Here is a 15,604-nt window from a genome sequence, read left to right as displayed (position 1 = left end):
TTTATGTCTAAATGAAAGTGTTAGACAACGACTATAGCTCGGCAACGCCTTGGCTGATAATGTTCTTAGTTTGATTAACAACATCCATTAACACTTGTTGGTTAAATGATTTTATTCTCGGCGTATGTATATGCCCTACCGGTAATAACGGGTTATATTTGTTGCGTAATAAAATACTACGATAAGAAATTTCATTAGAAAGATAACCGCCTCCTGAGCCACTTACCGAAACCTTGTTAACTATTTCAGCTAATGATTGTGCAGCGTACGACTTTTCCAACGTACTAACCTTGCGATTATCATTGACTTGATACTTTCCTGCCGCTTTTTGCATCGCGTCAATTGGTAAACTGAACTCAACAAATTCAGGTCCTTTTAGCTCTGTTGATTTTAACTTCGGTAACAATGGTTGGTCTTTTGACGCGCCAGTAAATACATTTAAGTTATCTGGTGCTTTAGCACTTCTGCGTAAAGCCGGGTAACGCTCTAAATCAAAGTTTTCCCGCCCCATGCTAACGGTGAGCACCATATCAATCTCTTTTCCTGCAACATATGGTGTTAAGAGTTCTTCAATCATGCCTTGGTCAAAATCGGTGAAGCGCACAGGGACAATCAGCACTTCAACTTCCGCAGTTTTACCTTCTACACTTAAAACAATATCATCTAGTGATAATGCCACGACCCCTGATGGATTGCTTTGGTCGATATGTCGGTCAAGAAAGAATGGATCAAAACCTGTGATCAAAATTTTCTTATCGGCATTTTTATCAAATTCGACATCGACTTGACCACGAGACAATAACTCAAACGTCCATAACAGCTTTTGCTGTTGGTTTGGAAATAACTTGGCAAAGCCTTTAGAAGAGCGCAACGCTTTGGTCATTTGCAAACGCGACCAATATAAAGGACGGTCGTCATAGTCGGCTAATTCAATATATGAAGTCTTCGCGTCCCGCCAAAGTGCCGCAGCATGACGTAACACTAATTGTGTAAGCACAGTGTAATTATCCGCACGCGCAACTTGCTGTGAAAATAAATCAACTCGATCAGCTAAACGTCCAGCAACATCCGGAATGGCCTTATGCGCTGTTGAAATACGTGCTTCTTCAACGGTGATCTTCGTCAAGTCGATGCTTTCAGCATAAGTATGACTACTTAAAGCAAGTGACATAGCGAGAATGAGTTTATTGATGTGAATTACTTTAAAATTTTTTAGCATGAAATTTCTTATTGTTGTCAAAATGTTATCGGACTATTTCAAACACTATTGTTTAATTGCTATTCTCATACTAATGTAAGCTAAATATTAAAACCAGTATGGATTTAATCAAGCTGGAAATAAATACCTAGAGCCAAATTGATAGCGGTTAACACTTGCTTGTTTACAGTTAGTTAGCCTTACGCCATGCATCGCATACCGTTGACAGCAAAACGATAACAATTTGAAAGAATATTCACACCTTTATAACCTTTTTGTAAATTTAGAGTAAAAATACTATTGATTTTTTATCAAATGCTGTCAAAGTGATTGGGCAGTGTTTAATTACTTCCAGCGGTAAGCCACGTCTATTTGCTAAGAAATTAAACAAGCGCACTTGTACTTAGCAATTTCGACTTAGTATGAGTCTCACAATTTGACATTTTTTAAATATAAAGGGGTAGCACTTCAATGTGTTCGATATTTTGTATATTAGATATTAAAGCCGATGCCGATGCACTGCGTCCAAAAGCATTAGAATATTCTCGTTTACTTCGTCATCGCGGACCTGATTGGTCTGGCATTTATAACAACGATAACGCAATACTGGTTCACGAACGTTTAGCGATAGTTGATACTGAACATGGTGCTCAACCACTATATAACAGTGATAAATCACTTGTGCTAGCCGTAAACGGTGAAATTTATAACCATAAGCCACTCGCCAACCAACATACGCCAGATTACAACTTTCAGACTGCTTCAGACTGTGAAATTATTATTCCTATGTTTGAAAAATATGGCAGCGATTTTGTTGATAAACTGCAAGGGATGTTTGCCTTTTGTTTATACAACGCCGCTGACAACAGTTATCTTGTTGCTCGTGATCACATGGGTATTATCCCGTTATATACCGGCTATGACGCTGACGGCAATTTTTACGTTGCCTCTGAAATGAAAGCATTAATGCCAATTTGTAAAACTGTTGAAGAATTTCCTCCTGGCCATGTGCTTGATAGCAAAGATGGCGAGTTAAAAAAATACTATAACCGTAACTGGCAGAAATATTCAGCCATCAAAGATAACAACACCAGCAAAGAAAAGTTACGCGAAGCCCTAGAAGATTCAGTAAAAAGTCATTTAATGACTGACGTTCCCTATGGTGTATTGCTTTCCGGTGGTTTAGATTCTTCATTAATCTCAGCCATTACCCAAAAGTTTGCCGCACGGCGTATCGAAGAAAATGACCTTTCCGAAGCTTGGTGGCCAAAAGTTCACTCATTTGCCTGTGGCCTAGAAGGCTCGCCAGATTTAGTTGCTGCTCAAACCGTAGCCGATAGTATAGGTACCATTCACCACAGTGTGGTTTTTACCGAACAAGAAGGCATCGATGCGCTAAAAGAAGTGATCTATCACCTAGAAACTTATGATGTCACCACTATTCGTGCATCAACTCCTATGTACCTAATGGCGAGAAAAATCAAAGCTATGGGGATAAAGATGGTGCTGTCTGGCGAAGGCGCTGATGAAATATTTGGCGGTTATCTGTACTTTCATAAAGCTCCCAATGCGCAAGAATTTCATGAAGAATTATTACGTAAGCTTGAGCGTTTACATAAGTTTGACTGTCTTCGTGCCAATAAATCAATGTCGGCTTGGGGCATTGAAGCGCGAGTGCCCTTCTTAGACAAAGGTTTTATGGATGTTGCGATGCGCATTAATCCAGAAGATAAAATGTGCGGTAATGGCAAAATGGAAAAAGCGATTTTACGCGAGTCATTTGAAGGCTACTTACCAAAAGAAATATTATGGCGTCAAAAAGAGCAATTTTCTGATGGTGTTGGTTACTCTTGGATTGATGGCTTAAAAAGCTATGTAGAATCACAAGTAACAGATCAACAACTTGCCAGTGCAAGTTTTAGGTTCCCGGTAAATACGCCAGATAGTAAAGAGGCTTACTTTTACCGCTGCATTTTTGAAGAAAGATTTCCACTAGCTGCTGCGGCTGATTGTGTTATTGGTGGAAAGTCAGTGGCATGTAGTACTCAGGAAGCACTGGCTTGGGATGAAAGTTTTCAAAATAATGCCGACCCTTCAGGTCGAGCGGTATTAAGTGTTCATAACGAGAGTTATTAATAGTCAATACACTAGCTGCTAATATCACTAAAGTAAGAAATTAGCAGCTCTTTACAAAAAGTAATAATAAAAACCGACAATATTAGTCGGTTTTTTTGTACAATATTTTCTAAATATTATACAGTTACTGTCATTGTACTTTCTCCATTTTATTGTTTATAGGACTCTCTCTTGTCAAATCGTGTAGAACCTGAAATTCCAACTATTACTTTAGACCACGACCAAGTAAAGTCGTCACGTGGCCATACTGATAACAATGCAAAAGTTGGACAGTCAAAGGTTAATAAAAGTGCCGATAAATCTTCCTTTTCCCTAGTCAAATCTTTGCTTATATTAATCCCCTATCTCGCTATAGCCGGTGGTGGTTGGTACTTTTATCAGCAACAAACGAGCTTAACCACAAACTTAAACAATAGCATGGCAAGAATTCAACAACTGGAAAATCAATTGTCTGCAACCGGCGAAGAAATGGGCGAGTCAACCATAGCTTTGAAAGTAAAGCTCGAAGCCATTAGCGAAAAAACTGAATTATTATTATCTGAGATGGACAAACTCTGGGCCTCAGCATGGCGTAAGAACCAAAAAGATATTAAAGAGTTAAATTCTCAAAGTAAAAAAATAGCCCAACAACAAGGTAAAAACACTAATACGGTTCAAGCTCAAGCAACGAGCATTAACGAATTAAACGACAAAATTACCGCAACAGAATTTTCCATTGATGCTGTGTCAGAACAAATTGTTGCCGCCAATACCATTAAAGATCAACTTAACAAGTTAACATCTCAATTTAGCACTTTAGATGCCAATTCAAAGAGCCGTGATAAACAGCAAATGATCACCGCCACTAGTATTAATGAATTTGATACCACGCTACAAATATTACTCGAACGCTTAGAAAGCATCGAAGCAAAACTTGCTAACAACAAATCGACAGCAATAAAGCCTTAGCTAAATAAATAGCAGTGCTAAAAAAACGGTAATCAAAAATCATGATTACCGTTTTTTTTATCTACTGAGAAAACACAATAACTTAAACAAAACTAGCAGTTGTCTAATTGTTAGACTGCCACAGTTCAATAGCTAAAGTGATTTTACAATATCTTTAACTAACTCTGGGCCTTGATAAATAAAGCCAGTATAAACTTGTACTAGTTTAGCTCCTGCAGCGATTTTTTCTTGAGCATCAGCGCCTGAAGCAATACCACCTACACCAATAATAGGTAGCTTATTGTCTAATGCTGTGGCTAATAGTTGAATAACTTTAGTACTTTGCTCTTTTACTGGCGCACCACTTAAGCCCCCCTGCTCATCACCATGTTGTAAATGCGCCACTTTATCGCGTGCTAAGGTGGTATTAGTTGCAATAACACCATCAATATTATTGGCAATTAAACATTCCGCAATTGAGTCAACTTCTTCTTTAGTTAAGTCTGGTGCAATTTTCACTGCGACAGGCACATACTTGCCATACTGCTCAGCCAAAGCAGTTTGTTCGGCTTTAAGCGCTGATAAAAGTTCATTTAATGCATCGCCGTATTGTAATGAGCGTAAACCTGGCGTATTGGGAGACGAGATGTTGACAGTAATGTAGGTGGCATGATCATACACTTTACGCATGCAATGGATATAATCATCCTTAGCATTTTCATCAGGGGTGTCTTTATTCTTACCAATATTAATGCCTAAAACACCGGTATATTTAGCCTTAATAACTTGATCGACTAAGTAGTCAACACCCTTATTATTAAATCCCATGCGGTTAATAATGGCATTGGCTTCTGGTAGTCTAAAAATGCGCGGCTTATCGTTGCCGGGCTGTGGGCGAGGGGTTACTGTTCCTACTTCGACAAAACCAAAGCCCATGGCTTCGAATGCTTTAATACATTCGCCATTTTTATCTAATCCTGCCGCTAAGCCAACAGGGTTTGGAAACGTTATCCCCATCACTTCTACTGGCTTATTCGCTACGTTTTGCTTGTAAAGCAAGTTAAGCGGTGTTGCGCCAGTTGCTTTAAAACTTTTTATCGTTAACTCATGAATTGCTTCAGGATCAAATTTAAAAAATACGTTACGAATCGCTGAGTAAAACATAATACCTCTTTAACTAAATATAAATACAATAAGCCAACGTTGAAATTGTCGTGCTTGCATAAACTTTGAAGACAAAAAAATCCCCGCTCATTGGCGGGGATCTTAACACTTATTCTGCTGTGTCGCAGTGTAAACTTAACAACATTAATTCGCGTAGCGCCACCGAGAACTTCGCAAACTCATGAGTTTTACCCATTCTAAACTCGGTAAGAATATGCTGCCAACGTTCTAACGGTTGAGCACTCGCTGCAAACCAGTTGTCTAACATTTCATCAACATTGCTTGAGTTATTGTTGCTATGCAATATCACTGAAGTCAGCGAGCGTTGCTGCCAATCTAACTCTTCTCTAAATGACGCTCTTGCTAGCGCTTGCCAATGATTTGACACGGGCTGAGAGGTAATTTGGTCTAAGAACCAGTGTAAATCAAGTCTAGCACCAAGTTTAAAGTAAAGATCCGTGACTAACTCAATTGAACATTCATTAGATTGTGAAATCTCTGCTAAATCCATTGCCGAGAATAAAGTGCTTAGTAGCGAAATTCTCAAGGCAATTGGTGCTGGCACCCCAGCTTTCACTAAGTCATTCTCAACGCGTTTCAATTGTGCGGCTTCTTCTTCGACCATAAAGGATGTGATGTTAGTCGACAAAGCAGCAAAAGTTGCATGATAAAACTCAATAGATTGCGCAATGTTAAGTGATTTATTACGGTGACGTAGGAACCAACGCGTAGCACGACGAACCGTACGGCGTAATTGGAATAACATTTCCGTTTGAATTGACGTTGAAAGCTTATTGTCTAAGTCACCAATTTGTTGCCAAATATCAGACAATTCAAAAACAGCACAAGACATAGAGTAACAATTAGCAATTTCAGCTGTTGTGGCACCCGTTTCTTCTTTCATGCGATTAACAAAATTAAAGCCCATATCGTTACCAATTTTGTTGGCTAACTTAGTGGCAATGATTTCTGCACGCAGCGGATGCTCTTGCATTTGTGCACTGTATTTTTCTTGCAACTGCTTAGGAAATGCTTCGATAAGCAAGCTTTGATGATATTCGTTGTCGGTAATTTCCGGACAAACAAGCTCTTCTTTTAAGATCATCTTGCTATAGGCAAGTAATACCGACAGTTCTGGACGAGTTAGGCCTTTGCTTAAGGCTAAGCGTTCGGCAATTTCTTCGTCACTTGGAATAAATTCTAAGCCTCTATCAAGCTTACCTGTACGCTCAATTTCATGAATAAAACGCGCTTGTTCTTTTAACTGGCTACCACCACGTAATTCGGTAATAGAAAGTGAATGTGTTTGACGGTAACAATCTTCAATTACAATATCACCAACTTCGTCAGTCATGTCATAAAGAATTTTATTACGTTGTTTAACCGTTAAATCACCACTTTGTACTAAGCCATTAAGTAAGATCTTAATATTAACTTCGTTATCTGAACAATCAACACCACCAGCATTATCAACTGCGTCGGTATTAATTCGACCACCTTTAGCAGCAAATTCAATACGACCTAGTTGCGTTAAACCTAAATTACCACCTTCCCCAACGACTTTAGCATTTAGTTCTGCGCCATTAATACGTAAGGCATCATTGGCTCTATCGCCAACTTCTAAGTGAGTTTCTTTAGAGCCTTTAACGTAAGTACCAATGCCGCCATTCCACAATAAATCTACCTGCATTTTTAATATTGCTTGCATTAGATCGATAGGAGACATGCTTTGTTTTTGCGTGCCAATCATCTTCTTGATTTGTGGCGTTAATTTGATCGATTTAGCATGACGACTAAAAATAGCACCGCCTTCAGAAATTAGCTCTTTGTTGTAATCTTCCCACGTACAGCCCGGTAAATTAAATAAACGTTCGCGCTCTACGTATGAACTTGCTGCGTCTGGATTCGGGTCAATGAAAATGTGCATATGGTTAAAGGCCGCTTGTAAGCGAATATGCTTAGATAACAACATACCATTACCAAATACATCACCCGCCATATCACCTATCGCAATACAGGTAAAGTCAGTGGTTTGACAATCAATATCCATTTCACGGAAGTGCCGTTTAACTGATTCCCACGCACCTTTTGCAGTAATGCCCATGGCTTTATGGTCATAACCAACACTACCACCAGAAGCAAAAGCATCCCCCATCCAGAAGTTGTACTCTTCAGATATCGCATTGGCAACATCGGAGAATGTAGCGGTACCTTTATCGGCGGCAACTACTAAGTAAGGGTCATCTTCATCTAAACGTACAACATTCACTGGTGGTACAATGTCACCATCAACAATATTGTCAGTAATATCTAACAAACCACGAATAAAGGTTCTATAACATTCTTTACCCGCTTCAAAAATTTCATTTCTGTCGCCACTAGGTAATTGTTTACAAACAAAACCACCTTTTGCCCCAACCGGCACAATCACAGTATTCTTAACTTGTTGTGCTTTTACTAGGCCAAGTACTTCAGTTCTGAAGTCTTCACGACGATCAGACCAACGTAAACCACCACGAGCAACTTTACCACCACGTAAATGAACACCTTCAACTTGTGGGGAATAAACGAAGATTTCAAATGCTGGCACAGGTAATGGCACGTCAGAAATTTGTGACGGTACAATTTTGAATGAAATATACGCTTTTTCACCTGTTTCTGGGTGCGGTTGGAAATAGTTAGTACGAATAGTGGCATTGATCATTTCAACAAAACGGCGAATGATGCGGTCATCATCAAGGTTAGCAACTTTGTCTAGTGAGGTTTCAATATTCGTTAAAATTTTCTCTATGACTTTTTCACTTGCCTTAGCTTTCGGTGAGAATCGCTTGTTAAACAGACTGATCAACAATTCAGCAATGCTTGGGTAGCGAGCAAAGGTATCTTCAATATAGCTTTGACTAAAGGTACCGCCGATTTGGCGTTCATACTTAGCGAATGCACGTAAAATAGAGACTTCACGACCACCAAGCTCTGCGCCTAAAATAAGGCGGTTAAAACCGTCATCTTCTAATTGTCCTGACCAAACTTTTGCAAATGCATCTTGGAATAAGCTTTGAACAACCTCTAAGTTAAACTTACCTTTGCCCGTTAGTAGCATTGAGAAGTCTAAAATCCAGCAAATTTCACCGTTCGCTGTTCTTACCGCATAAGGGCTTTCACCAATAACCCGTAAACCAAAGTTTTCTAACATAGGTAAAACATCAGATAAATGTAATGGCTCACCTGAATGGAACAACTTTAATTTTACAAAGCGGCTGTTGGCATCTTCTTCTTGTGGTTGATAAAACAACATTTCTAGTTGGTTGTCGGCAGATAAAGCTTCTAATTTTTCAATATCTACAATAGCCGTACCGGGTAACACTTCGTCTTTATACGCTTGCGGGAAGTTAGCATATTTGCGACTTAATTCTTTGCCTTTGGCTTCGCCTTTATGCGAGTTTAAGGCATCGGCCAAATTATCATCCCAGCTACGTGCGGCATGATTTAAATTCTTTTCAATTTCTTTCACATTAATATCTGCTTTTGTCGAGTTAACTCTTACAATATAGTGCGTTCTTGCTTGCGCAGATTCAGAGAAGAAAGTGGTAAATTCAACTTCCTCATCACTGCCTAGCGCTTCTTGTAATAATTTTTGGGTATTAATTCGTAATGCAGTGTTGTAGCGTTCACGCGGCACATAAACCATACAAGAGTAAAAACGGTTAAAGGCATCACGGCGCATAAACAAGCCCGAGTAATCTCGCTCTTGCATTTGGAAAATACCCATAACATTTTGCAATAGCTCCGCTGGTGAACTTTGCAAAATTTCATCTCTTGGGTAGGTTTCAAGGATATTAATTAGCGCTTTATAGGCATGGGTGCCTTTGGCATAACCAGAATCACTGCAAACACCAGCAACTTTAGATTTTATCAAAGGTAAATCTAAAGCACTGTTGGTGTAATAAGCCGAGCCAAACAAACCAACAAAACGCTCTTCACCGATAACATTACCTTTGTCATCAAAACGTTTTACGCCGATATAATCTAGATGCGCTGGACGATGTACCCGAGATTTTGCATTAGTTTTAGTCAAGATAAGTAAATTATTACCTAAGGCAATTTCTCGCGCCGATTCACTAAGACTTGAGATTAAGCGCTCTTTGGTACCGTCATATTGGTTCATCAAACCTAAGCTTGATTTAATATCAGCAGATAATGCCATGTCCCCTTTCAAGGTTTTCACTTGGTATGAACGATAGCCGAGTAAGGTAAAGTTATCTGCTAGCATCCATTCAAGAAAATCAACACTCTCTTTCTGCTCTGCTTTTGAACAAGGTAACTTGGCTTTTTTAACATCATCAATAACACTGCGCAAGCGCGTTTGCATTGGTTTCCAGTCGTTAACAGTAACAGCAATGTCACTAACCACTGAATGTAATTCTTTGGCAATGTTCTCTAGCACCGCCGCGTCATTTTGACGGTCAATTTCAATAAAGAATACCGTTTCAACAGATGTCGATTTAAAAGAATGATCAACAGCGGCTGAAAGCTGGCTAATGTTTTTATTTTTATCGCGAATAATTTTAATTGGCGAATTCAACATTAGATGAGGCGTTAGATTCAGTCGACTTAAAGCAATACGCACAGAATCGACTAGAAAAGGCATATCTCGTACGATAATTTCGATAATGGTATGGCTAGATTTCCAACCATTTTTTGAAACCTGTGGGTTAAACACTTTAATAACAGGTTTATCGTCTTGGTGATCGTTCAATCCATTCCACAAACTTAGCGTTGCACCATACATATCGCTATCGTTTCTGTGGTCTAAATCTAAGGTAGAAATATTATTATAAAGCAACTCTGCGAATTGATTAACAAGAGGAGCTGTTGCTGCTGGAACTTTTTGTTGTATTAATTGTGCTACGTTCGAAAGTATCACTGAAGGTAAACCGTCTACTAACGCCATGCCTTTTTCCTTTTTGGATAAAACGCTTGAAATAATTGGTATCTTTTTAGTCTTTTTAATCAGAATAGACTATTGGGGCGATTTTATTAATAAACTTAAGTGATTGCGAGTACTATTTTAGATATATTACTTTAAAAATTGCGCTTTTATGTAACAAGCTTGATTACAATTAAGTGTTTATTCATTAGTTATAAATAGAAAATGACCTTTCGGTCATTTTCTTGTTTATTTATGCATAAAATATTTTTTAATCTTTAGCGATTTATTTTCGCTCAGGCCAGAGAAATGCTGCGATAGCAGGTAATACCAGTACCGCGGCAATCATATTAACTAAAAACATAAACGTTAATAATATCCCCATATCAACTTGGAATTTTAAATCAGAGAAAAACCAGGTTGATACACCGATAGCCAATGTGACCCCGGTAATCAATACCGCACTACCTCGCTCTTTTAGAGCATCAAAATAAGCACTTTGCACACTGGCACCATTTCTGAGTTTGACACTCATGGTTGAAAGAATGTAAATGCCATAATCAACGCCAATACCAACCCCTAAAGCAATAACCGGCAAGGTTGAAACTGTTAAGCCAATATTAAGCTCTGTCATTAGCCATTGCGCTAATGTTGAAACAACATAAAGTGGTACAACAACCGCAATAGTGGCTCTTAAGCTTCTAAAGCTTAATAAACAAAGAATAATCACCGCACCATAGACATATAGCATCATAGGAATTTGGGCCGCTTCTACTGCTTCATTGGTCGCTGCCATTACGCCAACAGGGCCAGACGCAAGTTTAAAGGCAAGATTGTCATTGCCTAATTCTGCGCCAACAAGTTTAGCGGCGTCGACTACACGATTAATGGTTTCAGCTTTATGATCTTCCAAAAATAAAATAACCGGCATAACACTACAGTCGCTATTTAATAAGCCACTAGAAGATGGTACCCGAGCAATTGATTGCACTAAGGTTTGTTGATTACGAGACAATGCCCGCCATTTAGGATTACCTTCGTTGTAACCGGCGTTGACGATTTTTGCAATTGAAGCCAAACTAACCGCCGATTGTACCCCTTGAATATTTTCCATACGCCACTGAAATCTATCAATGACATCCATATAATCATAATAAGTACAGGCATCTGCGTTAGTTTCTATAATCACCGACATGTAATCTACGCTGATGGCATACTTATCAGTAATTAAAAAAGTGTCTTGATTATAACGAGAGGCTTCGTGCAAAGATGGTGCACCGGCATGTAGTTCACCTATTTTCATATTTTGTGCTTTTTGATAGCCAACCACATATAACAACGCCGTAACAATGAGAATAACCAGCGCTGATTTACGGGTGGCAAAAGCAGACATAAAGTGCCATATACCGTCAGTTTTTTCTGTCGAACTAGCTTTAGTCTTGTTTTCCTTTTGTTCATTTCGAGGCACATGAATATAAGAAACAAGCAAAGGTAATAACACTAAGTTAGTAAGAATGATCATTGCGACACCCAGCGATGCCGTAATCGCCAATTCGCGAATAATACCAATATCTATCGATAACAAGGTCATAAAGCCGACAGTATCTGATAGTAATGCGATACCACCCGGCACGAGCAACACTCGAAAGCTCAACTGTGCCGCTTCCTTACTGGTTTTGCCGTTATTAACCATCTTCGAGACCGAGTTGATCATCTGCACGCCATGACTGACCCCAATAGCAAAGACTAAAAACGGCACTAAGATTGACATTGGATCTAAACCAAAGCCTATGGTTGATAACATACCCAGTTGCCAAACAACGGCGATCAAAGAACAAGTAATTGGTAGTACAGTTAATGCTATTGAACGACAAAACCAAAATACCATCAAGGTGGTAATCGCGATCGCAATGCCAAAAAACGTCACAACGCCTTTGGCACCTTGAGCAACATCGCCGACCATTTTGGTAAAACCTATGATGTGAACCGAGATATTACCTTTTTCAAACTCACCGCGAATATCGTTTTCTAATTGCGCGGCAAGCACAATACTATCGAGCTTCTCACCCGTATTGGGATCGATTTCCATTAGTGATGTTTTCACCATAGAACAGCTATAATCATCGGCAACAATACTTCCAACAATGCCAGCCTTTTCAATATTGCCTTTTACAATTGCTAAGCCACGTTCATCGGGTTTAAAGTCAGCTGGAATAACTGGGCCACCGGCAAAACCATCTTCAACAATTTCAACAAAGCGTGTGCTAGGTGAAAACAATGACTTTACTTGAATGCGATCAACGCCAGGAATAAAAAATAACTTATCGTGTACACCTTTTAAGGCGGTAAAAAATTCCGGATTAAAAACATCACCGCTACTATCACAAACCGAAATTAAAACATTATTAGCGCCACCAAAGTTAGCCCTATGTTTTAAATAAGTTTTCATGTAACTGTGATTTAGCGGAATATGTTTAGTGAATGCAGCATCAAGCTTAATTTGACTAGCCTGAAACAATAGAAAAATACTTACCAAAAGAAAAATAACCAAAACCATTAAACGGCTACGGAATAGTTGTGCTTCAACAACATTAATAAAAGAATTCAATTTCATGAGCGTTACTTCGTTACGTTAATAGTTTTAATGCCAACATCAGAGACGGCAATAATTTCATTGTTAAACCATACTCCGCTAATAAGTGCCTTACCGTCTTTTTGTGGATGCTCGGTAAATGTCACCCCGTCATCTCGGCTTTCTAATAAAACGCCATTATTGCCTAAAATAAATATCCGCTGATCGTCTGACAGCACAATACTGCTAAGTAATGCCGTCACGCCACTATTGCTTTCTTGCCAAGGTGTACCATTCTTTAAACTACGAAATATATGCCCTCGTAAACCAACAACCACTAAGTTACCAGCTTGTGTACGATTGATATCATAAAAAGAACCCGCATATATCTCATCAAATTTTTGCCAGCTAACACCAACGTCATTGCTTTTTGCGATCAAGCCAATTTCGCCGACCATATATAAGGTGCGACCATCAGCCACTACCCGGTTAAAATGCGGTAAAATACTGCTTTGCTCATCTAGATACGCCTCTTCATCTTGCAGTTTCAGTTCCGCTAAATATTCTTGATCTTCGGGATAAAGAAACTCGTTATGATATTCAATTGTCCAATGCTGCCCGCCGTCATTTGTACGATAAAAGAGGCCATAGGCACCAATGGCAATGCCATTATTTTCATCGGTAAAAAGTACATCTAATAGTGGTTTTTCCACCTGAGGTAAATGCTGCTGTATTTGCCATGAAGCTCCGCCATCTGTTGACGCTAAAATAGTTGCATCATGCCCAACAGCCCAGCCATGGCTTTCATTGATAAAATAAACGGCTGTTAACGTTGACTGAACGGGTACCTCAGCTTGCTGCCACTGACTACCATCAATTGATAAAAGAATATGACCACGCTCACCAACAGCCACTAATTTTGTTTGTCCGATTTTGGTGATATCAAGCAAAAGCGATTGGCTTGCTAATGGTGCGTGTCTTGCGTCGAGCGGTTGGGCATTAATAGCACTGACACAAAGAAAACTGACTAAAATAAGGAGAAGACGCATAATTTAAGATATTACTCCATGGGTTTTTACTTGTGAGGACAAGCCCCAATGTAAGATATTGATGTTTCGGAAAAGTTGAACGCGATAATTGCGCATCAATATCATAAAAGTCTAAGTCTTTTTAGCTTAGCTAAAAAAACTAAAAATGAAAATTTTTAAATATTTGAATACTTTGAAATAAAAACGGCTAGCACTTGCCAGCCGTTTTTTAAACACGCCTATTTATCTTCGACCTTCACGACGTAAGGCTGAAGAAGTAAAGTTTACATCTTTCAAGTCGGCGGAAAAATCATACATTTTAGCTTCATTATCTAAGCCCATCGCAATATAACGACGCGACTGTAAATCATGAAACACTTCTAATGTTGACCATTGAGTCGGTACTTCATAGTAGTTAATACCATGAGCAACACCAACACGGTATAACTCGTCACGATTATCATAAATATCTGTAACGGCTACTTGCCAGCTATCTTCGTCAATATAAAACACACGTTTCTTATATGTGTGGCGAGTATCTGATTTCAAGTTAGCTTCAACTACCCACACACGGTGCTTTTCATAACGCACTAAATCAGGGTTAATATGACCTGGTTGTAAAATTTGGTCATATTTCAGGTTATCACTATGCAAACGGTAATCATTATAAGGGATCAATAATTCCTGTTTGCCTTTAAGTGTCCAGGTGTAACGATTCGGCGCACCGTTAAACATATCGAAGTCATCAGTTGTTCTTAAACCATCTGACGCTGTACCTGGTGCATCGTAGGCAACATTAGGGGCACGACGAACACGACGTTGACCTGTGTTATATGTCCACGCTTGACGAGGAGTTTTAATTTGATCCATGGTTTCGTGCACTAATAGTGCCGTACCCGCTAAACGCGCTGGCTCAGTCACTTTCTGCTTAAACTTAAACAAGATATTGGTTTTTTGCAAGTCTGCCGCTTTAACACCTTTAACACCGTATGGGATCAATAATTGATCATCAAAGCCCATATAGGTGTAATCACCTGAAGCTGTTGGTGCTGCTTGACCGCCCTCACGAATAATTTTTTCACCACGGTAACGTAAAATATGGTTCCAAATCGCCTCTAAGCCATCTTTTGGTATAGGAAACGGCACACCGATTGCCGCTTCTATAATACCGTTACCACCTTCAACTAATTCCGCTTTTGTTGCGTTATCTAGCGTTGCTTGATAAACATGGTCTGGATAAGACGCAGAGCGACGGGTTTGATAAACACTCATTTTATAAGTATCAGGATAGGTTTCAAATAACTTGATTTGTCCTGGTGTTAGTAAATCTTTATATTCAGCAAGATTTTTTGCGGTAATGGTGTATAACACTTTATCACCGGTAAACGGATCAACATGATGATCGCCTACTGTGTATCCGGCAGGAGCTGACGTGATACCGCCAGTCCACTTTGGAATTGAACCATCCGCATTCGCACCTCGTACAGCACCAAATGGGGTTAATTCTTTATCAAGTTTCGCCGCATCTTCTGGGCTAATTTTAGCTGAAGCCGTTGTTGACGCCAACGCTACGGTCACCGCTAGTGATACTAACGTTGCCTTTTTAAATGAATTTTTTAATAAATTTCTCATGACAATAATCCTCTAACTTG

General features: G+C 39.2%; 8 protein-coding genes. 2 read left to right on the top strand and 6 right to left on the bottom strand.

What is annotated here, in order from left to right:
* Positions 1-31 precede the first annotated feature (31 nt).
* On the bottom strand, positions 32-1,219 hold the full coding sequence (locus AC27JP_RS07580) for a pyroglutamyl-peptidase I (protein WP_487113673.1): 1,188 nt from the start codon (positions 1,217-1,219) through the stop codon (positions 32-34).
* 450 nt (positions 1,220-1,669) lie between these two features.
* Here AC27JP_RS07580 and asnB point away from each other — a divergent pair, with 450 nt between their 5' ends.
* Both asnB and AC27JP_RS07570 read left to right on the top strand, forming a co-directional pair.
* The gene (asnB, locus tag AC27JP_RS07575) at positions 1,670-3,334 is read left to right on the top strand and encodes an asparagine synthase B (protein WP_487113671.1); all 1,665 of its coding nucleotides are present in this window, start codon (positions 1,670-1,672) and stop codon (positions 3,332-3,334) included.
* Positions 3,335-3,505: 171 nt separating this feature from the next.
* Positions 3,506-4,282, top strand: a complete 777-nt coding sequence (locus AC27JP_RS07570) for a hypothetical protein (protein WP_487113669.1) — start codon at positions 3,506-3,508, stop codon at positions 4,280-4,282.
* 132 nt (positions 4,283-4,414) lie between these two features.
* Here AC27JP_RS07570 and pyrD read toward each other — a convergent pair whose 3' ends face one another.
* From pyrD to AC27JP_RS07545, 5 genes are all read right to left on the bottom strand, one after another.
* On the bottom strand, positions 4,415-5,425 hold the full coding sequence (gene pyrD / locus AC27JP_RS07565) for a quinone-dependent dihydroorotate dehydrogenase (protein WP_487113667.1): 1,011 nt from the start codon (positions 5,423-5,425) through the stop codon (positions 4,415-4,417).
* A 109-nt stretch (positions 5,426-5,534) separates the two neighbouring features.
* Complete coding sequence (locus AC27JP_RS07560) at positions 5,535-10,376, bottom strand: NAD-glutamate dehydrogenase (protein ID WP_487113665.1); 4,842 nt, start codon at positions 10,374-10,376, stop codon at positions 5,535-5,537.
* A 262-nt stretch (positions 10,377-10,638) separates the two neighbouring features.
* Positions 10,639-12,966: an efflux RND transporter permease subunit gene (locus tag AC27JP_RS07555; protein WP_487113663.1), complete on the bottom strand. Its 2,328-nt coding sequence runs from the start codon at positions 12,964-12,966 to the stop codon at positions 10,639-10,641.
* A gap of 5 nt (positions 12,967-12,971) precedes the next feature.
* Positions 12,972-13,973 (bottom strand): WD40/YVTN/BNR-like repeat-containing protein, encoded by a 1,002-nt coding sequence (locus tag AC27JP_RS07550; RefSeq protein WP_487113661.1) that lies wholly within the window; start codon positions 13,971-13,973, stop codon positions 12,972-12,974.
* Between the two features lie 222 nt (positions 13,974-14,195).
* A complete protein-coding gene (locus tag AC27JP_RS07545) occupies positions 14,196-15,584 on the bottom strand; it encodes a DUF1329 domain-containing protein (protein ID WP_487113659.1) in 1,389 nt (462 codons plus the stop codon).
* Positions 15,585-15,604 lie beyond the last annotated feature (20 nt).

Source organism: Colwellia sp. SU-HH01172 (assembly GCF_057553355.1).
The sequence above is the reverse complement of the archived record's forward strand: the minus strand, read 5'-3'. Positions and strand labels throughout refer to the sequence as shown.